Raw genomic sequence first — 21,875 nt, 5'->3', positions numbered from 1 at the left:
GTCGTCCCCACTTTGGAGTGAATTGCCCGTGCTCCGGCCTTTCGCGAAACCGGCTCTCGCCCTTGCCGGGACCCTGGCCCTGGCCGGCTGTTCCAACAGCGACGCAGCCACCGCCAACTACCCGACCTGGCACAACTCCGAGATCAATGCCGTCAGCCGCATGGCGACGGCCGGCGGAGTGATGACCACCACCTCCATGAAGCCCGACGGCACCCTGGAGACCGTCTCGCTCGATCTCGCCGGCGGCAGAAAGCTCTGGGCCCACCCTGCCACGATGGCGGGCAGGCTCCCCGGCATGGGCGTCTCGGCTCCCGCCATCGTCGAGACGGCCACGGGAGCCACGATCGTCGCCCTCGACCCGGCCAAGAAGGGCCGGTGGAACGCCACCCTCGTGGCCCGCGACGCCCGCACCGGAAAGCAGAAGTGGACCAGGCCGATCCACTCGACCTTCGGCCCCCAGCGCTGCGGCCCGTACGTCTGCCTGTCCGAGCACACCGCCACGTCGGGCGCCCGCGTCGTCGTGCTCGACCCCGACACCGGCAAGCTCAAGTGGAAGCTGCCGGGCATCGCCGAGGTCGAGTCGTCCGACTCCGAGCGGGTCCTCATGCTGCGCCTGGCCGCGAACCCGATGATCGAGTCCTACGACCTCAAGACCGGCAAGCTCCAGTGGCAACAGCCCATCGAGCAGGCTCTCGGCCCCGGCATCGACATGTCGGGCGGCTGGGCCTTCGGCGCCACCGGTGACAACCTCATCGGCTACGTCGCCCCCTACACCAACCCGCAGACCAAGAAGGTCTCCACCTTCGGCCTCTTCTCGATCAAGATCAGCGACGGCACGATCAACTGGATGCGCCCCTCGGTCGTGCGCGTCTACCCCAGCGGCAGCCCCGGCTTCGCCCCCGTCGTGCGCCCCGTCGACCAGCAGGGCGCCTACGGCGGCTTCGCCAGGCTCGACTCCGAGAGCGGCCGAGTGGTCGGCCAGATCACCGCCGCCGACGTCCCCGGCTCCGGATGGTGGCTCGCCTTCCCCAGCCGCATGGACAAGCTCGGCTTCCTCAAGCACGGCCACAAGGGCACCGCGTTCGACCTGGTCACCGGCAAGCCGGTGCCGGTCGAGGACCAGCGAGGCTGGTCCTTCTGCGTGACGGATCCCAAGCCTCTCCCGCTGCGCGGCCAGGCTCCCGGCTTCTACTCGACCGCCGCCATCTGCGAGTACGACCTCGCCACCGGCAAGCGGATCGCCGACGCCGCCACCCCGCCGTCGTGGTTCACGGGCAGCCAGAACGGCTGGCGACTGTGGCGCGACGAGAAGGGCGCCGTCCACGCCACCAATGACCGCACCGCCACAGCTCCGGGCATGTACGGCTGAAGCGCCCACATCCGCACGCCGAAAAGAGTGAGGGGGGGACGTGATGACAGAAGGGATATTGGAATATAGTTCTAGTACTGTGCTGACAAAGGAGGGGCCATGCCCGAGGCAGTCATCGTCGCCACCGCCCGCTCGCCCATTGGCCGAGCCGGCAAGGGGTCGCTCAAGGAGATCCGTCCCGACGACCTGACCGTGCAGATGATCCAGGCGGCGCTGGCCAAGGTGCCCCAGCTCGATCCGCACACAATCGACGACCTCATGCTGGGCTGCGGCCTGCCCGGCGGCGAGCAGGGCTTCAACATGGCCCGCGTGGTGGCGGTGATGCTGGGCCTGGACGACGTGCCCGGCACCACGGTCACCCGCTACTGCTCGTCGTCACTGCAGACCACCAGGATGGCGTTCCACGCGATCAGGGCCGGCGAGGGCGACGTGTTCGTGTCGGCCGGGGTCGAGACCGTGTCCCGGTTCGCCAAGGGCAGCTCCGACGCCTGGCCCGACACGATGAACCCGGCCTTCCGCGAGGCCAGGTCCACGAGCAAGTCCTACGCGGAGGGCGGCAAGACCTGGCACGACCCGCGCGAGGACGACGCGGTGCCCGACGTCTACATCGCGATGGGCCAGACGGCCGAGAACCTCGCCCAGATCAAGGGGATCAGCCGCAGGGAGCAGGACGAGTTCGGCGTCCGCTCCCAGAACCTGGCCGAGAAGGCGCTGGCCGACGGCTTCTGGCAGAAGGACATCACGCCGGTCACGCTGCCCGACGGCACCGTGGTCAGCAAGGACGACGGGCCGCGCGCCGGCACCACCTACGAGAAGGTCGCCTCGCTCAACCCGGTCTTCCGGCCCGACGGCACCGTGACGGCCGGCAACTGCTGCGCGCTCAACGACGGCGCCGCTGCGGTCGTCATCATGAGTGACGTCAAGGCCGCGGAGCTGGGCATCACGCCGCTGGCCCGGATCGTCTCGACCGGCGTCACCGGCCTGTCGCCCGAGATCATGGGCCTCGGCCCGGTGGAGGCGAGCAAGCAGGCGCTTGCCCGCGCCGGGATGGCGATCGAGGACATCGACCTCGTCGAGATCAACGAGGCGTTCGCCGCCCAGGTGATCCCCTCCTACCAGGACCTCGGCATCGACCTCGACAGGCTGAACGTCAACGGTGGCGCCATCGCGGTCGGCCACCCGTTCGGCATGACGGGCGCGCGCATCACCTCCACCCTGATCAACAGCCTGCAGCACCACGACAAGAGCATCGGCCTGGAGACGATGTGCGTGGGCGGCGGCCAGGGCATGGCGATGATCATCGAGCGCATCAGCTGACCACACCTTCACGAGCCGGCCGGGCCTTCGCCGTACGCCTGGCCGGCTCTGCCGTGCTGTGGGTCAGCCGTGGCGGTCGGGGCCGGCGCGGTGCGGGGTGATGCGGAGGACGACGCGGCGGTCGCGCACCATCGCGGCCCGGTAGTCGTCCCAGTCCGGGTGCTCGCCGGACACCTGGCGGTAGTAGTCGACCAGCTGCTCCATGGCCTCCGGGAGCGAGACGATCTCGGCGTTGCCCTCCACCTGGATCCAGCCGCCGTAGAAGTCGTCGGTGAAGGCGCAGACGGCCACCTGGGGGTTTCTGCGGACGTTGTGCGTCTTGGCCGCCGTCTCCCGGGTGCTGACGACGATGCGGCCCTCGTCGTCCACGCCTGCCACCACCGGCGACATCTGGGGACGGCCGTCGGGGTGCTCGGTCAGCAGGATGGCGCGATGGTGCCGGGTGAGGAAGTCACGTGCCTTGTCTAGGTCCATGCACCGATGATCGCGCGTTCGGATCCGTGTGTGCGAGAACGCGCCGGGCGGGAGCGGTCATGACTGCGCGCCCGCACCGGACGGCACGGGCGCGAAGTTGCGGTGGGCCTAGATGAAGCCCATGCGGTTACGGCGGAACCGCTCGTGTTCGTGCACGATCGCGGCGGCGTAGCCGTGGGTCAGCCCGTGCTCGTCGGCGAGCCAGTTGGCCCGCTCGTCGCATCTCAGGAATGACGGGCCGTTGTCGATGGCGAGGAACCACTCGGGGAGTTCGCGTCCCGTTATGGTCGGGACCCTTGCGATGAGCTTCGTCTGCGTCTCCGGTGAGTGGTTCAAGGACATGGGCACCTCCACGGATTAAGGTCCTTTGCTTGACACTGCAACACGAGTTGCGGAATGACAAGGCCTCAAGTCGAGATCGTTTCGTTACGGCAGGTAGATTTCCGGTAGCACAAAGGCAGGGCCCCGCCGAAACCGGCGGGGCCCTGCCTTCGTGTGGCGGTGTGTCAGTCGCTACTGGTGAAGTAGCTGACGAGGCGCAGGATCTCGATGTAGATCCACACCAGGCTCAGCGTGAGCCCGAAGGCGCACTGCCAGGCGAACTTGTCCGGAGCGCCCTGCTTGACACCCTGCTCGATCGAGTCGAAGTCGAGCAGCAGGAAGAAGCAGCCGAGGAGGATCATCGCGGCGCTGAAGAGGTAGCCCAGCGTGCCGGCCTCGCGAAGGCCCAGCCCGCCCTCGTTGAAGAAGCCGGCCAGGAGGTTGACCAGGATCAGGCCGAGCGCCGCGACCGCCGCGGCGATGACGAACTTGACCATCTTGGGCGTGACGCGGACTATCCGCAGTGTGTAGACGGCCAGGACTCCGCCGAAGGCCATGGCCGTGCCCAGGACCGCCTGGATCACGATGCCGCCGATCCTGGCTTCGAACGCGCTGCTGAGCGCGCCGAGGAAGACTCCCTCGAAGGCGGCGTAGGCCAGGATCAGCACCGGGTTGGTGCTCATCTTGAACGACGCGATCAGGCCCAGGATCAGCGCGACGATGGCCGCGCCGACGGCCACGCCGACCGGCACCTCGAAATACCAGGCCGCGGCCGCCGCCGCGACGAGGGTGCCCAACGTGATGAAGCCGCGCACCACCACGTCGTCGATCGTCATCGCGCGGAAGGCCGGCCGGGTCGGGGGGGCGTACGACGGGCTGTCGTACATGTTCTGCAGTTGGTCAGGCGTCGGCGCCGGCGCGCCCCAGCCCGCGGACTGGCGTGACCTGCTGAAAACGGGGTTCTTGCTCTGCATCGCTGCCTCCTGTGCGCCGAGCCTACGGGACCGGACGTCACCTAGGTCAACTCGCGCTCAGATCTATGTACTTACGAGACTTCAGCCGGGAGGTCAACGAACATCACCCTCGGGGAAGTTCCCGGGGCCCGCCAGGCCAAATTTTGCCGCATTTCCGATGGTAGAAGGCCGGTGCCCCCGGCGGGATTCGAACCCGCACCGCAACCCTTTTAAGGGGTTTGCCTCTGCCATTGGGCTACGGGGGCGCCGCAATCATACGAAACGGACCATGCTTCCGAGGAGCACAACTTCGCATCAGGCGTCACAACTGTGAAGTCTGCGGTGAAGTGATAGGGCTCCAGACACTCTGTCCAGGAAGAGTACGCCGTCCAGATGGTCCAGTTGGTGCTGAATACACCTGGCTTCGAAAGCATCGGCTTCGATGGTGACGGGCTTCCCGCTTCCTGGCAAACGCCCATGTACGGTGATACGCGAAGCGCGCCGTACGTCCGCCATGAGGCCCGCCACCGACGCGCACCCCTCGCGCCCGCCGTCCCAGCGCGAGGCCTCCGTGAGGCGAGGATTGACCACAACGAGCTCTCCGGCCCACGACCGGCTCCGGGGGTGGCGACCGACGTCGAAGGCGATCAGGCGCCAGCTCAGGCCGATCTGGGGGGCTGCCAGGCCGGTCCTGGCGGGCTCGCGGCGGAGTGTGGCGAGGAGATCGGCCGCGGCGGCCACGACCTCGGGGGCGGTGGGGTCCACCTGCTCGGCCGGCGAGGACAGGACGGGGTTGGGGGCGCCGAGGACCTCGCGCACCGTCCCGAGCGGGCCGTTCACCGGGCCGTTCACCGGGCCGTCCGCGGCGTAGCGGTCTTGGCGGCGGGGAGGAAGCGCACGTCGATCTCCTGATGGTGTCGGTGGTCCGCCAAGGGCTCAGAGCAGGTCGGGCTCGACAGGGCGGAAGGTGATCTCGGAGTCGAGACCGGCCCCGACGGCCGCCAGCCTGCGCATGAGCGCGGCCACGTCCACGTCCTCGGGCAGCTCGACGTCGGCGATGAGAACGTAGAGGCGGCCGGTGAGGCGGGTGCTCATCCCGGTGATGTTGCCGCCGTCGGCGGCCAGCACGGCGCTGATCGCGGAGATGATGCCCGGCCGGTCCGGTCCGTGCACGGTCAGGACGTAGCCGAGGCCGTCGCTCTGGCCGCGGAAGTAGCGGCGCACCTCGACCGCGGAGGCCATCACCACCAGATCGGGCGTGCAGAGCTGTTTCATCAGCTCGTCGGCGCTCAGGTCGCCCGAGACCAGCAGCATCATCGCGACGTGGCCGCCGAGCAACGTCATCGTCGAGTCCTGTATGTTCGCCCCGCAGTCGGCGAGCGACCCGGTGACCGCGGCGATCACGCCGGGCCTGTCGACGCCGAGCACGGTCACCGCTGATAGCCCCACCCGTGGATCCCCTTCTGTCGGTTCCGTGGGTGCCGAACGCCCCGGCGCGATAGAGATCGCCGGGGCGCTGCGGTCGCGCGGGGTTAGCGGCGCGTCGTCTCGACGGCGGCCCTGAACCCGTCGCGGGGATGCTCCATCTCTCCCAGCGAGATCGTCTCCCGCTTGAAGAACAGGGCCAGGGTCCAGTCGACGACGACGCGGACCTTGCGGTTCAGCGTCGGCACCCGCGACAGATGGTAGGTGCGGTGCATGAACCACGCAGGGAATCCGCGAAGCTTGACGCCGTAGACATTGGCGACGCCCTGATGCAGGCCGAGACCGGCGACCGATCCGACATACTTGTGCCGGTAATCGACCAGTTGCTGGCCGCGCAGGTGCCGGATGATGTTGTCGGCCAGCACCTTGGCCTGGCGGACCGCGTGCTGGGCGTTGGGCGCGCAGTACTGGCCCGGGTTCGTCACGTCGGGCACCCCTGCGGCGTCACCGGCGGCGAAGGCGTCGCGGGTGCCCGCGAGGGCGAGCGTGGTCGTGGCCTTGAGCCGGCCGCGCTCGTCGAGCGGCAGGTCGCTGTCGGCGACGACCGGGCTGGGCTTGACGCCCGCGGTCCACACCAGCGTCTCCGCGTCGAACTCCGAGCCGTCGGAGAGCACCACGTGACCGTCCACGCACGATTCGAGCCGGGTGTCCAGCTTCACCTCGATGCCGCGCTCGCGGAGCTGCTCCAGCGTCCACTTGCCCATCTCGGGGCCAACCTCGGGCAGCACCCGGTTGGTGGCCTCGACCAGCACCCAGCGGATGTCGGACGGCTTGATGTTGCGGTAGTAGCGGGTGGAGTGCTTGGCCATGTCCTCCAGCTCGGCCAGCGCCTCGACGCCCGCGAAGCCCGCGCCGACCACGACGAAGGTGAGCGCCCTGCGGCGCACCTCCGGGTCCTCGGTCGACTCGGCCACGTCGAGCAGGTGCAGCACGCGGTTGCGCAGCGCGATGGCCTCGCCCACGGTCTTGAAGCCGATGCCGATGTCAGTCAGTCCGGGGATCGGCAGCGTGCGGGAGATGGAGCCGGCCGCCATGACGATCACGTCGTAGGAGACTTCACGTGGCGCCCCCTCGGCGGGCTGGAGGGTGACGGTGCGCCCGGCGTGGTTCACCTTGGTCACCCTGCCGTTGAGGATCTGCACCTTGGGGAGGATCCGCCGGAGCGGGGCCACCAGGTGCCGGGGCGAGAGGTTGCCCGCGGCGGCCTCCGGCAGGAACGGCTGGTAGGTCATGTAGGACTGGGGATCGATGATCGTGATGCGCACCTGGCCACTGCGCAGCTCGCTGTGGAGCTTGCGCTGCAGGCGCAATGCCGTGTAGAGGCCGACGTAGCCGCCGCCTACGATCAAAATGTGCTGGTTCATCCTGAGGCCCCATCCCTCGTGGAAAATGCTTGTGAAAGCATTCACAAGCGTACGTCTCCGTCCCTCAGAAAGCCAATGCCCAGACAATGCAACGCATCACACTGAGAGCTCGCAGGCCCTCGCGAAGATGCCGTCCAGCATCGCGGCGGTGACCCTGCCGGTGAAGGTGTTCTGCTGGCTGGGGTGATAGCAGCCCAGCAGGGTCACCGGCACGTCACGATGCCGCACCAGGGCCTCTGCCCCGTGCCCGAACGGCGGCCTGCTGCGCGGCAGGGCGTAACCGGCGTCCCTGAGCGCCGGCCACACGGCCTGCCAGGCGTAGCCGCCGAGCGCCACGATCACCCGCACGGTGGGCGCCACCAGCTCGATCTCGCGCGCCATCCACGGCAGGCAGGCGTTCCTCTCCTCCGGCAGCGGCTTGTTCGCGGGCGGCGCGCAGCGCACCGACGCCAGCATCCGGGCGCCGATCAGCCGCTGCCCGTCTCCCGCGTACGTGCTCGTCTCCCGCGCGGCCAGACCGGTGCGGTACAGCGAGGCGAACAGCCAGTCGCCGCTCCGGTCGCCGGTGAAGATCCGCCCGGTCCTGTTGCCCCCGTGGGCGGCCGGGGCCAGCCCTGCGATCAGGATGCGGGGGCGCTCGTCGCCCCACCCGGCGACGGGCCGTCCCCAGTAGGTCTCGTCGGCGAACGCGCGCCGCTTGGCCTCCGCCACGTCCTCGCGCCAGGCAACCAGGCGCGGGCAGGCGCGGCAGACCGACTGCCTGGCCGTGAGCTCCGCGAGGGTGTCACTGGAGGCGGCCAACCGGCGCACGTCGGCCGGATCGTGGGCGACCGGGGTGTCGGCGGTCGCGGGGTCGTCCGGCCAGCCCGTGCCAGGAGGTACGAAACTCATGACACCGATCGTGCCCGATCCGCGCACCGCGGTGACCACCGTGGAAAACGGAAACCGGGTGGCGCCAGGCGCCACCCGGTTCAGGACCGCTTACGGCTGCTAGGCGCAGGGGGCCTTGAAGGCGGCCGCGACCGTCTCCAGGACCTTTCCGTCGGTGCTGAAGATCTTCAGCTCCGTCACGCCGTCCTTGGTGAGTTCGTTGAACGCCTTACCTTGGAAGGAGACCGTGTTGGCGCCGTCCCCGATCGAGACGCCGGCCAGGTGCACACCCTCGTAGGTCCACACGGCCTGACCCTTGAAGCCGCCCTTGGCCGTGACAGTGGCCGAGCCGGACAGCGTGCCGGCCGGGCAGACATCGCCCTTGGCCGCGGTCACGGCGGCGCCGGAGACCTCGACGGAGGGCTTGACCTCTTCACACGCGGCGTAGGACTGCGTGATCGAGTCGCTGTTCTTCGGCCCGAAGACCGACAGCGTGATCTTGCCACCGCTCTTCGCGGCACCCGTCAGCACCCGCTCGGGGAGCGTGACGTTCTTGGAGCCGCTGCCGCCGAAGGAGCTCTGGCCCTTGAGGACGGACTGGCCGTTGACGGACCAGGTCCACTGGACGCTGGCGGCGCCGGTGAGGTTGATGTTGGCGTGCGCGCCGACCTTGCAGCCGTCGTGGTTGGTGGCCGTCACCAGGTCGGTGACGGAGACCTTCACAGCCGGAGCGGGCGGCGGCGTGGTGTCCTTGCACCAGACCTTGTAGTAGGCCCGGTTGGACGTGGTGTGGTCAGGGCTCAGAACCTCGAGGTACGCCGAGCCACGCTGGCTGTGACGGGCCGAGATGTCGATGCCGACCTTGCGCGAGCTCCACACCTTGACCTTGCCGTAGTCCACCACGCGGCCGTTGACGACCCAGCGGTAGCGGACCCACGACGGACGGCTGACCTTGATCAGGCCGTTCACGTCGATCTTGGTGCCGGGGGTGCAGGCGCCCACGTAGCTGGACGGGCTCGCCCAGGCACGGGCCGAGACCCGTACGTGCTTCTTGGGAGCGTCGAGCTTGAGGCAGGAGACCGAGAAGTAGCCCTTCTTGGAGGTCACCTTGCGCGGGCCGAGGACCTGCAGAGCCTGCCAGCCCTTGACGTCGCCCTTGAAGGTGGCCTTCTCGCTCACCTTGACGGACTTGGTGCCGTTGCCCTTGACCTTGACGGTCTTGACCTTGCTCTTGGACCCGTCACCGTGCAGCCACCGGTACGCGAGCGTGGTCTTGCCCTTGAGCTTGACCTTGACCGTCGCCGAGAACGTGACGTCGACCGGACAGGATCCCTGGTAGTCGCGGGTCGAAGCCTTCGGTGTGGAGACCGACACCTTCGGCTGGACCTTGGACCCGGCGGCGACCGTGGCCCCCGAGGCCGTCGCGGCCGTGGCCGCCTGGGCGGGGCTGGCCACCAGCCCGGCGACCAGACCGGCCAGCACGGCGGTGGAGGCGCCGAACGCCGCCGCCTTCCGTGCTAAAGCAGAGGACTTCATGGGAGGATGCTCCGTTCCGTGAGGGAGGACGAGCACACGGGAACGGTTGCCACGCCGACATCATCTGTGTCCAACAATATGGCAAAGCCCCCGTAATGCACGCTCACTAAAGCACAGAACAGATTGCACACTCAACACGGAACAGGACGATATATGTCCCACTTTTGCTACTTATCTAGGCCTTAGACCACGCAATTCCGTCCAAAATATCGTGTTCGCTCACAACGACCTGCGGAAACGCGAAACGCCGCACGATGCGATCCAGGATCAGCGCGCCGACCCCGATCACGTCGACTCGCCCCGGATGCATGACCGGCACGGCCGCCCGCTCACCATGCGTCATCGATAGCAGCCGGCGCGTCACCTCGTGCACCTGCTCGGCCGTGAGCCGGGTGTGATGGATCCGCTCCGGATCGTAGGCGGGCAGGTCCAGCGCGATGCCCGCGACCGTCGTGACCGAACCGGCCAGCCCCACCAGCGTGTGCGCCCGCCGGACCGGCACCTCGGCCTCGACCCGGTCGAGCGCCGCCTCGATGTCGGCCACCACGGCCTCCAGCGCCGGGGCGGACGGCGGATCCCCGGCGTCACGCAGGTGCCGCTCGGTCAGCCGGACACACCCGATGTCGACCGAGACGGCCGCCTCGGCGTGCGCCGAGCCGACCACGAACTCGGTCGAGCCACCGCCGATGTCCACGACCAGGTAAGGGGGCAGCGGACCCTGCGGCACCTCCGTCTCCGGAGACAGCCGCACCAGCCCCCGGGTCGCGCCGGTGAACGACAGCTCGGCCTCCTCGGCGCCCGAGACCACCTCCGGCTCGACGCCGAAGATCTCCCGCACCCCGTCGACGAACTCCTGCCTGTTGGCGGCGTCACGGGTCGCGCTGGTCGCCACCACGCGGGTGGCCGTCACACCGTGCTGATCGATCAGCTTGCGGTAGGTGCGCATCGCGGCGAACGTCCGCTCCAGCGCGTCAGGAGCCAGCCGACCGGTCCTGTCGACCCCCTGGCCCAGCCGTACGATCTCCATCCGCCGCTCGATGTCGGTCAGCGTGTCGTCGCCGATGTCGGCGACGAGCAGGCGCACGGAGTTGGTGCCGCAGTCGACGGCGGCTACACGCATGGTCCGTCACTCCACCAGTCGGGGAGGGCGTCGAGCGCCTCCCGGCCGAACGGGTTGGAGCCCGGCACCGCCAGCTCGTGCGCGACGAGCGCGTGCAGGCACTTGACCCGCGTCGGCATGCCGCCGGTGCTCTGCATGTCGCGCGGCAGCGGCTCCAGGCCCTCCTCCTCGGCTGTCTTGTCGCGCCTGGCGACGTAGTCGTCGTGCGCCGCCTCGTAGGCGGCGGCCAGCTCCGGATCGGTGGCCAGCCTGTCCTGCATCTCCCGCATCAGCCCCGACCCCTCCAGGGTGCCGATCGCGGATGCGGCCTTGGGGCAGGTCAGGTAGTAGAGGGTCGGGAACGGCGAGCCGTCGGCCAGCCGCGGCGCGGTCTCGACCACGTCCGGATTGCCGCACGGGCAGCGGTGCGCCACCCCGCGCAGCCCTCTGGGGGGCCGCCCGAGCTGCCGCCGGACCGCCTCGACGTCACTACTCTCCAACGCTCTCCTGCTCTCCTGTGCCTGCTCTGCGACCCTTGCCGGTGTCGGCGGCCTCGACAGACTCCCACAGCGTCTGATACCACGGCGGGAGCTCGGCGGGCTGCTTCACGGCCGCCTGCCCCTTACCCGGGGTGGCGTCCATCACCACGTAACACTTCTCGCCCGGTCCGCAGTAGTGCAGCCGCTCCTTGGCCGTGCGCTTGATCCAGTTGGGGTCGCGGATCTGCTCGCCCTCGGCGACCAGCTTCTGCCGCTCCGCCTCGACCCTGGACCTCTCCTCGCGCAGCTCGGCGATGTTGCGTCGCTGGGCGATGTATTCGCGCACGGGGTAGGCGAGGCTCATCGCGATCGCGCACACCACGATGGCGAGGATGGCGGCCCGCCCGGTCAGCTGCGGCCTCTTCGCCATGATGAGCACCCCCATTCCGTCGTACGGGCCCTGCGGCGCGGCTCGCGGCCGGGCGTCGCCCCGCCGCGAGCCGTACCCGAAACTAGCGCTGGAAACGCGGGAACGCCCCGCGACCCGCGTAGCGGGCGGCGTCGTCGAGGATTTCCTCGATGCGCAGCAACTGGTTGTACTTGGCCACCCGGTCGGATCGGGCCGGGGCGCCGGTCTTGATCTGGCCGCAGTTCGTCGCCACGGCCAGGTCGGCGATCGTGGTGTCCTCGGTCTCGCCCGACCGGTGGCTCATCATGCACTTGTAGCCGCTGCGGTGGGCCAGGTCGACCGCGTCCAGCGTCTCCGACAGGGTGCCGATCTGGTTGACCTTGACCAGCAGGGCGTTGGCGATGCCCTCCTTGATGCCGCGCTCCAGCCGCTCGGGGTTGGTCACGAACAGGTCGTCGCCGACGAGCTGCACCTTGCCGCCGAGCGCCTCGGTGATCGCGTGCCAGCCCTCCCAGTCCTCCTCGTCCAGCGGGTCCTCGATGGAGACGAGCGGGTAGCTGTCCACCAGGTCGGCGTAGAAGGCGATGAGCTCCTGAGCCGACAGGCCCTTGCCGTCGATGGTGTAGACGCCGTCCTTGTGGAACTCGGAGGCGGCCACGTCCAGCGCCAGCGCGATGTCGGTGCCGGGGCTGTAGCCGGCCCGCTCGATCGCGACCAGGATCAGGTCCAGCGCGTCACGGTTGGAGGGCAGGTTGGGGGCGAAGCCGCCCTCGTCGCCCAGGCCGGTGGCGTAGCCCTTCTCCTTCAGCACGCCCTTGAGCGCGTGGTAGACCTCGGTGCCCATGCGCACGGCCTCGCGGAACGTCTCCGCCCCGATCGGCGCGATCATGAACTCCTGGATGTCGACGTTGGTGTCGGCGTGGGCGCCGCCGTTGAGGATGTTCATCATCGGCACGGGCAGCACGTGCGCGTTGGGGCCACCCAGATAGCGGAAGAGCGGCAGCTCGGCGCTGTCGGCGGCGGCCTTGGCCACGGCCAGCGACACGCCGAGGATGGCGTTGGCGCCGAGCTTGGCCTTGTTGGGCGTCCGGTCCAGATCGATCATGATCTGGTCGACGATGCGCTGGTCCTCGGCCTCGACGCCGTGGATCTCGTCGAAGATCTCGTCGGTCACGGCCAGCACGGCCTTCTGCACGCCCTTGCCGCCATAACGCTCGTCGCCGTCGCGCAGCTCCACGGCCTCGAACTGGCCGGTGGACGCGCCGCTGGGCACCGCCGCACGGCCGGTGCTGCTGTCGTCGAGGATCACCTCGACCTCGACCGTGGGGTTGCCCCGGGAGTCGAGGATCTCGCGAGCGTAAACGACCTCGATGGTAGCCACGGGATGCGCTCCTAAATCGAAAGGCAATATGCGTTCAGAGCCTATCGGTACGGCTACGGCCCGCCTTGCACGGTCGACTCCCAGGCGTGCACGCGGTCGCGGTAGGAGCGGGCGGCCGCACGCAGCTCGGCCTCGGCGTCCAGGCCCGCCTCCTGGGCACGGCGGACCAGGTCGAAAAGCTCCCGGGCGATCCCCTGGCCGACCGCGGCGGCGAGCCCTTCGGGCGCACCCGCCCGCTCGGCACGCCGGACGAGCTGGGCCGCCAGCGACAGCGCCGGCTGCCCCATCGGCACGCCGTCGAGCAGCGACTCGCCGCCCTTGGACGCCCGCTCGGCCGCCTTGATGGTCTCCCAGTTGGCGTTCACCTCGTCGGCGGTCTCCGCCTGCACCGAGCCGAACACGTGCGGGTGTCGCCGCACCAGCTTCTCCACGATCCCGGCGGCCACGTCGTCCATGTCGAAGCCGTCGGCCACCCGCGCGTGGAAGACCACCTGGAGCAGCAGGTCGCCGAGCTCCTCGCGAAGCGCCGGGTAGTCGCCCTCCTCGATCGTCTCCAGCACCTCGTAGGCCTCTTCGAGCAGGTACGGCACGAGCGACTCGTGCGTCTGCTTGCGGTCCCACGGGCACTCGGTGCGCAGCCGGTCCATCACCGCGACCAGGTCGAGCACCCGGGCCCCCGGCAGGTCGTAGGAGCCGGGCACGACCTCGATCAGCGGAGGATCCTCCAGCGCGACGGCTGCGTGGCCGAGCGCGCGCATGAAGTCCTCGTCGTCGCCGTCGGCGAGCCAGACGACGGTCTCGCCGACCGCCCGCCTGGCCAGCTCCCGCGCGTCCGGGGTCACGACCGCGACCTCGACACCCGCTTCGGCCAGGTAGGGCAGCTGCGGGTGGGCCGGCGAGCCGGTCAGCACCTGGCCGGAGCCGAGCGCCCGCCAGGCCTGGTGACTCAGCAGGCCCGGCGGGACCCGTGGCGAGGTGGTGACGACGACGAGCGGCATGGCTAGCCCTGCTCCTGCTGCTGCTCCTGCTGCGGCGGCTGCAGAGGACGGCCGAACCTGCCCGGGTCGACGAAGCCCTGATCCTGCTGGAAGGTGCCGTAGCGAGGGCTGAAGACGGGCTTGATCGCGTTGTACTCCTCGGCCCACTTGGCCGCGGCTTCCTGGCTCTGGCTGCCGCCGAACTTGTCGATCAGCTTGGCGGCGCCGAGCTCGGCGCGCAGGTAGGCGCGCGGGTTGGCCGGCGAGACACCCTTGGACAGCAGGTTCATCTCGGGCGACTGCGCCTGGCCCGGCTGCTTCAGCGCAGCGTCGATCTCCGTCTCGCTCACCGTGATGCCGTGCTTGTCGGCGAGCTGCTGGTAGCGCGACTGATTGGTCATCCGGAACAGGACGAACTGGGAGACCGGCACGCCGAGCTGCGCCGGCTCGATGCTCGCCTTCTTCAGTGCGGCCTCGAACTCCTGGACATTGCTGTTGAGATCCCGCGATGAGATGCGCTGGTCCCCGACGACGGCCGCGGCACCGGCCTCGACGGGGGTTGAGCAGGCGGTCAGCGCGAAGAGGCTGGCCCCCGCCGCGGCAGCGGCCAAAGCCACTCGAATCGACTTCACATGCGTCCCTTTCCGACAAAAACCGCCGCTAGCTTACCCGTGCCGGCTCGAGGAACATCGCCTCTACCAGCTCACCACACCATTTGAGCAGGTCGAGGTCGCGCAGCGGCTGACCGCCCAGCGGCTTGGTCTTGGGCACCGGCACGAGCAGCGTCTCGGCCGCCTGCTTGTAGATGGCCTTCTTGTAGAGCCGGTCCAGCCGGACCTGCTGCGACTCCCTCAGCCTGGCCGGGCCGAACTTGATGTTCTGGCCCTGCAGGGTGACGTCCGTCAGCCCGGCCTGCCGCGCCATGATCCGGAACCTGGCCACCTCCAGGAGGTTCTCCACCTCGACGGGCGGCTTGCCGTACCGGTCGGTCAGCTCGGCACGGACCTCGTCGATGTGGATCCGGGCGGAGATCGCGGCGATCCGCTTGTACGCCTCCAGCCGCAGCCGCTCGGAGGTGACGTAGTCGTGCGGGATGTGCGCGTTGATCGGCAGCTCGACCTTGACGTCGTGCTGCTCCGGCTGCACCTCCTCGCCCGACAGCTTGGCCTTCTGCTCCTGCACGGCCTCGGACATCAACCGGACGTACAGGTCGAAGCCGACGCCCGCGATGAAACCCGATTGCTCGGCGCCGAGCACGTTGCCCGCGCCGCGGATCTCCAGGTCCTTCATCGCGACGTACATGCCCGCGCCCATCTCGGTGTGCTGGGCGATCGTGGCCAGCCGCTCGTGCGCGGTCTCGGTGAGCGGCTTCTCCGGCGGATAGAGGAAGTAGGCGTAACCCCGCTCCCTGCCCCGGCCGACGCGGCCCCTGATCTGGTGGAGCTGCGACAGGCCGTAGCTGTCGGCCCGGTCGACGATCAGCGTGTTGGCGTTGGGCACGTCGAGCCCGGACTCCACGATCGTGGTGCAGACCAGCAGGTCGTACTCGCGCTCCCAGAATCCCACCATGATCTTTTCGAGCTGGTGCTCGTTCATCTGCCCGTGCGCGACCGCCACGCTCGCCTCCGGGACGAGCTCCCGCAGCCGGGCCGCGACCCGGTTGATCGAGGCCACCCGGTTGTGCACGAAGAAGGTCTGGCCGTCGCGCATCAGCTCGCGCCTGATGGCGGCGGCGATCTGCTTCTCGTCGTACGGGCCGACGAAGGTGAGGATGGGGTGGCGCTCCTCCGGCGGGGTGAGGATCGTCGACATCTCGCGGATGCCGGTCAGGCCCATCTCCAGCGTGCGCGGGATCGGCGTGGCCGACATGGCCAGCACGTCCACCTGGGTGCGCAGGTGCTTCATGGCCTCCTTGTGCTCGACGCCGAAGCGCTGCTCCTCGTCGATGATGATCAGGCCCAGGTCCTTGAACCGGACCTCCGGGCTGAGCAGCCGGTGGGTGCCGATCACGATGTCGGCGGCGCCGGTGCGCAGCCCGTCGAGGGTGCCCTTGATCTCGGCGTCGGTCTGGAACCGCGAGACCGGCTTGACCGTGACGGGGAAGCTGGAGAACCGCTCGGTGAAGGTGGACATGTGCTGCTGCACCAGCAGCGTCGTCGGCACCAGCACCGCCACCTGCTTGCCGTCCTGCACGGCCTTGAACGCCGCCCGCACCGCGATCTCGGTCTTGCCGTAGCCGACGTCGCCGCAGATCAGCCGGTCCATCGGGACGCCGCGCTCCATGTCGCGCTTGACCTCGTCGATGGCCTCGAGCTGGTCGCCCGTCTCGGCGTAGGGGAAGGCGTCCTCCATCTCGCGCTGCCACGGCGAGTCGGGGGCGAAGGCGTGGCCAGGAGAGGCCATGCGCGCCGAGTAGAGCCGGATGAGCTCTCCGGCGATCTCCTTGACCGCCTTCTTCGCCCGGGACTTCGCCTTGGCCCAGTCGGCGCCGCCCATCCGGTTGAGCGTGGGCGCCTCGCCGCCGACATAGCGAGTGACCTCGTCGAGCTGGTCGGTGGGCACGTACAGCCGGTCGCCCTTGGCGTACTCGATCACGAGGTATTCGCGGGTGGCGCCCTGGACGGTGCGCTGCACCATCTCGACGTAGCGGCCGACGCCGTGCTGCTCGTGCACCACGTAGTCGCCGACCTTGAGCTGGAGCGGGTCGACCATGTTGCGGCGGCGCGACGGCAGGCGGCGCATGTCCTTGGTGGACGCCTTCTGGCCGACCAGGTCGAGGTGGGTGAGGACGGCCAGGCCGGGGGTGATGAAACCGTGCTCGATGCGCCCGGTCGTGACATGTACGACCTTCGCCTCAGGTGCCTTGTCCAGATATTTCTGGAGACGGGCGGGTACGTCGACGCCCTTGAGCAGCTCGACCATCCGCTCGGCCGGACCGTGCCCCTCGCTGAGCAGCACGACCGCCTTGTCCTCGGCGAGCCAGCCCTTGATGTCGTCGAGCGCCTTCCTGGTGTCTCCCCGGTAGGCCTCGGAGTCGTGCGCGGTCAGCTCGACCCCGCTGCCGAACGGGGCCATCGACCACCACGGCTGCCCCAGCGAGTCCGCGTGGTCGCGGATCTCGTCCAGCGTGCGGAACGCCGCCGCGCCCAGGTCGATCGGCGCCTCGCCGCCCGCCGCCGCGTTGATCCAGGACGCCTCCAGGAACTCCTGAGAGGTGTGCACCAGTTCCTCGGCCCGGCCCCTGATCCGCTCGGGGTCGCAGACGAACACGGCAGCCCTGACGGGCAGGTGGTCGATCAGCAGGTCCATCTCCCCCGCCAGGGCCGGCGCGAACGCCTCCATGCCCTCGACCGCCGTGCCCTCGGCGAGCTGGTCGAGCACCTCGGCCAGCGCCGGGTGCCGCTCGGCCAGCTCGCGAGCCTTGCCGCGCACCTCCTCGGTCAGCAGCAGCTCCCGGCACGGCGGTGCGAACAGCCCGTCCTCCGCGGCCTCCAGGGAGCGCTGGTCGGCCACCTTGAACCAGCGGATCTCCTCGACCGTGTCGCCCCAGAACTCCAGCCGGAGCGGGTGCTCCTCGGTCGGCGGGAACACGTCGAGCAGTCCGCCGCGCACCGCGACCTCGCCGCGCTTCTCCACCATGTCGACGCGGTGATAGCCGTTGCCGACGAGGTTCGCGACCACCCCGTCCAGATCCGCGTCGTCGCCCGCCCTGAGGCGGATCGGCTCCAGGTCGCCCAGCCCCTTCACGATCGGCTGCAGCAGCGCCCTGATCGGCGCGACGATCACGCTCAGCGGCCCGGCGGCGCTGTCGCCCTTGACCGGGTGCGCCAGTCGGCGCAGCACGGCCAGCCGCTGCCCCACGGTGTCGGAGCGGGGCGAGAGCCGTTCGTGCGGCAGCGTCTCCCAGGCGGGGAAGACGGCCACCGAACTCGGCTCGATGAGGCTGGTCAACGCCGACGCCAGGTCCTCGGCCTCCCGGCCGGTCGCGGTTACCGCCAGCACGGTCCGCTGGTCATGCCGGGCCAGCGCGGCCACGCCGAACGGCCGCAGCGAGGCGGGTGCGATCAGCGAGACGTCGCCGCCCTGCTCAAGGGCTGCGGTCAGCTTCGGATCGGCGGCGAGGAGGTCAAGCAGTCCGGAAAGACTCATCAGATAGGCCCCACGATGGCAACACGACTACCCCCGGCCAAGCCAGCGCGGGGGTGTTGCGTACCAGCCTACTTGGCCACCGCTGTGCGCTCACGCCCCATCGCCCGGCGCTCAGGACACCCTGTAGCCCGCGACGCTGGGCCAGCGCACGGTCATGACGACCGACTCCTCCTCCGCCCGCCACGAGTGGTCGACGCCCGCACCCCGGACCACGTAGTCGCCGCGCTCGGCCAGCAGGACGCTCCGATCGGGGAGCTCGACCCGGAACCGGCCGCTGATGAGGATCAGCAAGGCCGTGTGCGCCGCTCACCCACGACCCATCGCGCGCGCTCGTCGCCTCGCGCGTGGACGCCCCATTTGATCTCGACGTCCTGGCTGTGCTTGACGTCGCCGTCGGGCCTGAAGTGCCCCAGCAGCCATCCGTCGTCTCCGGCCCCGTCCCGGTCCGCGTTCCCGACGTACACCCGCATCCCCACCCCCACGATCTGCCGGCTCGGCGGTTCCGGACGCTAGCAGGGGCGATGTACATCACTCTTAGCTGTTTATTGATTACTGTGAGCTACATGTCTGAGGTGCGGTCGATAGCCCCGCGGGGCGATCTGTTCGGTCAGCGCATCCGCGAGCAGTGGGCGGGGCAGCTCGGCCGGCGGCTGGATGTGCTGGTCGCCGGGTGTGCGCATGATGAGCCGCTGGTCCTGGAGCGGATCGACACCCGGGTCTCCGGGGTCGACGAGGATCTGCCGGCGATCCGGAGGGTGGTGGAGGAGCGCGCCGACCTGGTCACGTGGGCACTGGGCGATCTGCGGTCCGCGCCGCTGCCCCCCAGGTCGTTCGACGTGATCCAGCTCTCCTTCCTGCTGGAGCGGATCGAGCACGCGGAGCTGGTGTTCGACCGGCTCCTGCAGGCGCTGCGGCCCGGAGGGCTGGTGCTGCTGCGGATGCGTGACCGCGACTCGGCCTACGGGATCCTGGACAGGATCGTCCCCTCGTGGGCGCGCCGGCTGGTCTGGCGGCGCCTGGTGGCGGCGGAGACGCCCGGCCCACTGCCCACCGTCTACGAACCGCTGACCTCGGGCGACGGCATGCACGCCTTCTGCCTCACCCGCGGCTTGATGATCACGGACGAGGAGACGGCGACCAGCGGGCCCGCCATGGGCAGGGTCGGTGCCGCGGCCGTGGGTCTGGCGGCGAAGCTCAGCCGGGGCCGATACCCTGCTACGCACGACGAGATCACCATGGTCATCAGAAAACCGCAGTACCACTTCGCCCGGCTGATCTAGCGACGCGCCGGTCGCGGTGGCTTTCCTGCCAATGTAGTCGGAATAGTGGGTGCTGAACGTGGAGTGGACCCCCGACGCACGGGAGCTTGCCGACCTCGAGCTGCTGCTCTCCGGGGCGTTTCAGCCGTTGACCGGGTTCCTCGGCCACGACGACGTGCACATGGTGCACGAGCGCGGCACGCTCGCCGACGGCACGCCGTGGCCCGCCCCCGTCACGCTCCACCTGCCCGACGAGGTGGCCGCCGGTGACGAGGTCACGCTGCTCGACCCGGAGGGCGTCCCGCTCGCGGTGCTGACCGTGACCGAGCACCCGGCGGGCGGGCCCGCCGCCGGCCCGGTCAGAGGGCTGGGCACGGCCGAGCACGGCCCGTTCGCCCGGCTGCGCCGCACCGCCGACCAGGTCCGCGTGGAACTCGGCGGCCGTCCCGCGCTGGCGGTCACCATGCGGGGTCCGCTCGACGACCTCAGCGAGCTCCTCGCCACCGCCAAGGAGCTCGACGCGGTGATCCTGCTGCTCCCCCTGTCGTACGGGGAGGCGGGCCCGGCCGTGGTCCGGGCCGCGCTGCGGGCGAGGGACCAGCTGCCCGAGGGCACGCTCGTCGTCCCGGTGCCGCTGGCGCCGCGCGAGGAGCCCGAGATCGACCTGGAGCTGCGCGAGCACGTCGCCTTCTCCTACGGCGCCAGCGAGCACCTGGCCGGGCCGGAGCCGGTGCGGATCCCCGGACCGCCGCACCGGCGCGGGCTGGTGGTGTTCTTCACCGGCCTGTCCGGATCGGGCAAGTCCACGATCGCCCGCGGCCTGCGCGACTCCCTGCTGGAGATCGGCAGCCGCACGGTCACCTACCTCGACGGCGACGTGGTGCGCCACCTGCTCTCCAAGGGCCTGACGTTCTCCAAGGCCGACCGCGACCTCAACATCCGCCGCATCGGCTTCGTCGCCGCCGAGGCCGCCCGCCACGGCGGCCTGGCCATCTGCGCCCCCATCGCCCCGTACGCGGCCACCCGCGAGGAGGTGCGTGAGATGGTCGAGTCGGTCGGCGCCGACTTCCTGCTCGTGCACGTCGCCACCCCGCTGGAGGAGTGCGAGCGTCGCGACCGCAAGGGGCTGTACGCCAAGGCCCGGGCGGGGCTCATCCCCGAGTTCACCGGCATCTCCGATCCCTACGAGGAGCCGGACGACGCCGACGTGGTCATCGACACCACGCACATCTCCGTCGAGGCGGCCGTCGACCAGGTGCTGGGCACGCTGCGCGGCGGCCGGTGGCTGCGCTGACCTCCCGCCGAGCCCCGGCCTGCGTCAGGGCCGCGGCACGCGGGTCGCGCGGAAGTGCTGATCTCGCGCCAGCTCGGTGAAGGCCCGGTCGGCCGTGTCCTCGGTGTCGAAGCGGGTGTCACCCCGGGGCGCCTGCGGCGAGTCGAAGTAGACCAGGGCCTTGATCTGCGGATAGCGGCGGATCTGGCTGCGCACCGACTCGAAGAACGCCCGCTTGAACGCCGGATCGTCGGCCCGCTCGAACACCCCCCACTCCGCGACCATGACCGGCTTGCCGGGAAAGCGCCACTGCATCCAGCGATAGAAGCCCGGCCACTCGTCGAAGTCCTCGCGCGTCTTGTTGACCAGGGTGCCGAAGTCGTGCACCCGGCCGTCGGCGTAAGGGTCCATCGCCACCCAGTCGACCACGTCGTCGCCCGGGTAGAGCTCCTCGAACCAGGGCTTGGCCGCCCAGTTGGGCGCGCCCATGTAGGTCATCACGGTCACCGCGTTCTTCACGCCCCGTTCGCGTAGCCGGAGCACGACGTGGCGGAACATGGCGGCGTAGTCGGTGGCCCGCATGCCGGAGCCGGCGCCCGCGTCCACGTCGTTCTCCGGCTCGTGGTGGATGGTGAGGAAGAACTGCTCGGGGAAGGTCCGCCTGAGGTGATGAGCCAGGCGGTCGATCCTGTCGTCGATGGCGCCCTCGGCGATCTCGGCCCAGGTCTGGCCGAGCGACGGCTTCCAGTTGATCAGCAGCAGCCGGGGCCTGGCGGGGTCCCTGGCCAGCCGGATCTCCTGCTCGGTCGGGAACAGTTCCTTGCCCCGGTGATAGACGTGCACCACGTCGGCGGTCGCCCCCATGCGCGATTCGGCGCTCAGCAGCGCCTGCTCCAGGCGGGCCCCGGTGAAGATCTCGGGGGCGATCCCCCACCAGGCGCCGCACGAGGGGATGAGCCTGCTGGTGACGGTGCAGGCGGGTGAGCTCGCCACGGCGGGGGTGGACCGGGCGACGTCCTTCACCGTGTTGGAGCCCTCGGCTCCGGAGCACGCGGCCAGCACGGCCACCAGTGCCGGGACGGCACCTTTGAAGGCGATATTCGCTGCTCTATGCGAAAGATCCCATAGCGCCAAACCTGTCGACCCCCTCATTCAAGGAC

Annotated in this window: 22 protein-coding genes and 1 tRNA gene; 4 read left to right on the top strand and 19 right to left on the bottom strand. The window is 69.7% G+C overall.

What is annotated here, in order from left to right; all coding sequences use genetic code 11:
* The first annotated feature begins 28 nt into the window (after positions 1–28).
* Positions 29–1,369, top strand: coding sequence for an outer membrane protein assembly factor BamB family protein (locus tag V5E28_RS17490; protein WP_336207982.1), 1,341 nt, complete (start codon positions 29–31; stop codon positions 1,367–1,369).
* 99 nt (positions 1,370–1,468) lie between these two features.
* The gene (locus V5E28_RS17485) at positions 1,469–2,686 is read left to right on the top strand and encodes an acetyl-CoA C-acetyltransferase (RefSeq protein ID WP_336207981.1); all 1,218 of its coding nucleotides are present in this window, start codon (positions 1,469–1,471) and stop codon (positions 2,684–2,686) included.
* Positions 2,687–2,749: 63 nt separating this feature from the next.
* Here V5E28_RS17485 and V5E28_RS17480 read toward each other — a convergent pair whose 3' ends face one another.
* The 18 genes from V5E28_RS17480 to V5E28_RS17395 form a co-directional block, all read right to left on the bottom strand.
* Positions 2,750–3,160 (bottom strand): PPOX class F420-dependent oxidoreductase, encoded by a 411-nt coding sequence (locus V5E28_RS17480; RefSeq protein WP_336207980.1) that lies wholly within the window; start codon positions 3,158–3,160, stop codon positions 2,750–2,752.
* Positions 3,161–3,268: 108 nt separating this feature from the next.
* Positions 3,269–3,502, bottom strand: coding sequence for a DUF4287 domain-containing protein (locus tag V5E28_RS17475; RefSeq protein ID WP_336207979.1), 234 nt, complete (start codon positions 3,500–3,502; stop codon positions 3,269–3,271).
* A 164-nt stretch (positions 3,503–3,666) separates the two neighbouring features.
* The gene (locus tag V5E28_RS17470; protein ID WP_336207978.1) at positions 3,667–4,455 is read right to left on the bottom strand and encodes a Bax inhibitor-1/YccA family protein; all 789 of its coding nucleotides are present in this window, start codon (positions 4,453–4,455) and stop codon (positions 3,667–3,669) included.
* A 172-nt stretch (positions 4,456–4,627) separates the two neighbouring features.
* A tRNA-Leu gene (locus tag V5E28_RS17465) sits at positions 4,628–4,700 on the bottom strand.
* Between the two features lie 49 nt (positions 4,701–4,749).
* The gene (locus tag V5E28_RS17460) at positions 4,750–5,286 is read right to left on the bottom strand and encodes a peptide deformylase (RefSeq protein ID WP_336207977.1); all 537 of its coding nucleotides are present in this window, start codon (positions 5,284–5,286) and stop codon (positions 4,750–4,752) included.
* Positions 5,287–5,370: 84 nt separating this feature from the next.
* Positions 5,371–5,883, bottom strand: a complete 513-nt coding sequence (locus V5E28_RS17455; protein WP_336207976.1) for a glycine cleavage system protein R — start codon at positions 5,881–5,883, stop codon at positions 5,371–5,373.
* Positions 5,884–5,966: 83 nt separating this feature from the next.
* A complete protein-coding gene (locus tag V5E28_RS17450; RefSeq protein ID WP_336207975.1) occupies positions 5,967–7,283 on the bottom strand; it encodes an NAD(P)/FAD-dependent oxidoreductase in 1,317 nt (438 codons plus the stop codon).
* Positions 7,284–7,379: 96 nt separating this feature from the next.
* Positions 7,380–8,174: a uracil-DNA glycosylase gene (locus V5E28_RS17445; RefSeq protein WP_336207974.1), complete on the bottom strand. Its 795-nt coding sequence runs from the start codon at positions 8,172–8,174 to the stop codon at positions 7,380–7,382.
* Between the two features lie 99 nt (positions 8,175–8,273).
* The gene (locus V5E28_RS17440; RefSeq protein WP_336207973.1) at positions 8,274–9,689 is read right to left on the bottom strand and encodes a hypothetical protein; all 1,416 of its coding nucleotides are present in this window, start codon (positions 9,687–9,689) and stop codon (positions 8,274–8,276) included.
* A 175-nt stretch (positions 9,690–9,864) separates the two neighbouring features.
* Positions 9,865–10,809, bottom strand: a complete 945-nt coding sequence (locus tag V5E28_RS17435; RefSeq protein ID WP_336207972.1) for a Ppx/GppA phosphatase family protein — start codon at positions 10,807–10,809, stop codon at positions 9,865–9,867.
* Positions 10,800–11,288 carry a DUF501 domain-containing protein gene (locus tag V5E28_RS17430; protein ID WP_336207971.1) on the bottom strand — a complete coding sequence of 163 codons (489 nt, stop codon included), beginning with the start codon at positions 11,286–11,288 and terminating at the stop codon, positions 10,800–10,802. Before V5E28_RS17430 ends, V5E28_RS17435 begins: the two co-directional genes overlap by 10 nt.
* Positions 11,278–11,697, bottom strand: a complete 420-nt coding sequence (locus V5E28_RS17425) for an FtsB family cell division protein (protein ID WP_336207970.1) — start codon at positions 11,695–11,697, stop codon at positions 11,278–11,280. Before V5E28_RS17425 ends, V5E28_RS17430 begins: the two co-directional genes overlap by 11 nt.
* Positions 11,698–11,779: 82 nt before the next feature.
* The gene (eno, locus tag V5E28_RS17420) at positions 11,780–13,057 is read right to left on the bottom strand and encodes a phosphopyruvate hydratase (RefSeq protein ID WP_336207969.1); all 1,278 of its coding nucleotides are present in this window, start codon (positions 13,055–13,057) and stop codon (positions 11,780–11,782) included.
* 53 nt (positions 13,058–13,110) lie between these two features.
* Positions 13,111–14,055 (bottom strand): MazG family protein, encoded by a 945-nt coding sequence (locus V5E28_RS17415; protein ID WP_336207968.1) that lies wholly within the window; start codon positions 14,053–14,055, stop codon positions 13,111–13,113.
* Positions 14,056–14,057: 2 nt separating this feature from the next.
* On the bottom strand, positions 14,058–14,666 hold the full coding sequence (locus V5E28_RS17410) for a SurA N-terminal domain-containing protein (RefSeq protein WP_336207967.1): 609 nt from the start codon (positions 14,664–14,666) through the stop codon (positions 14,058–14,060).
* 28 nt (positions 14,667–14,694) lie between these two features.
* The gene (mfd, locus tag V5E28_RS17405; protein ID WP_336207966.1) at positions 14,695–18,183 is read right to left on the bottom strand and encodes a transcription-repair coupling factor; all 3,489 of its coding nucleotides are present in this window, start codon (positions 18,181–18,183) and stop codon (positions 14,695–14,697) included.
* Between the two features lie 111 nt (positions 18,184–18,294).
* Positions 18,295–18,474 (bottom strand): hypothetical protein, encoded by a 180-nt coding sequence (locus tag V5E28_RS17400; RefSeq protein ID WP_336207965.1) that lies wholly within the window; start codon positions 18,472–18,474, stop codon positions 18,295–18,297.
* Positions 18,468–18,653 carry a hypothetical protein gene (locus V5E28_RS17395; protein ID WP_336207964.1) on the bottom strand — a complete coding sequence of 62 codons (186 nt, stop codon included), beginning with the start codon at positions 18,651–18,653 and terminating at the stop codon, positions 18,468–18,470. The genes V5E28_RS17400 and V5E28_RS17395 overlap by 7 nt, the downstream gene beginning before the upstream one ends.
* A gap of 93 nt (positions 18,654–18,746) precedes the next feature.
* Between V5E28_RS17395 and V5E28_RS17390 the strand changes: the two genes are divergently transcribed.
* Positions 18,747–19,463: a class I SAM-dependent methyltransferase gene (locus tag V5E28_RS17390; protein WP_336207963.1), complete on the top strand. Its 717-nt coding sequence runs from the start codon at positions 18,747–18,749 to the stop codon at positions 19,461–19,463.
* A 58-nt stretch (positions 19,464–19,521) separates the two neighbouring features.
* Complete coding sequence (cysC, locus tag V5E28_RS17385) at positions 19,522–20,736, top strand: adenylyl-sulfate kinase (RefSeq protein ID WP_336208190.1); 1,215 nt, start codon at positions 19,522–19,524, stop codon at positions 20,734–20,736.
* Between the two features lie 24 nt (positions 20,737–20,760).
* Here the strand turns inward: cysC and V5E28_RS17380 are convergent, their stop codons facing one another.
* On the bottom strand, positions 20,761–21,783 hold the full coding sequence (locus tag V5E28_RS17380; protein ID WP_336207962.1) for a glycoside hydrolase family 26 protein: 1,023 nt from the start codon (positions 21,781–21,783) through the stop codon (positions 20,761–20,763).
* Positions 21,784–21,875 lie beyond the last annotated feature (92 nt).

The organism is Nonomuraea sp. LPB2021202275-12-8 (assembly GCF_037044575.1).
GTDB lineage: Bacteria > Actinomycetota > Actinomycetes > Streptosporangiales > Streptosporangiaceae > Nonomuraea.
Note: the sequence above shows the minus strand (reverse complement) of the source record. Positions and strands in the feature narration are given on the sequence as shown.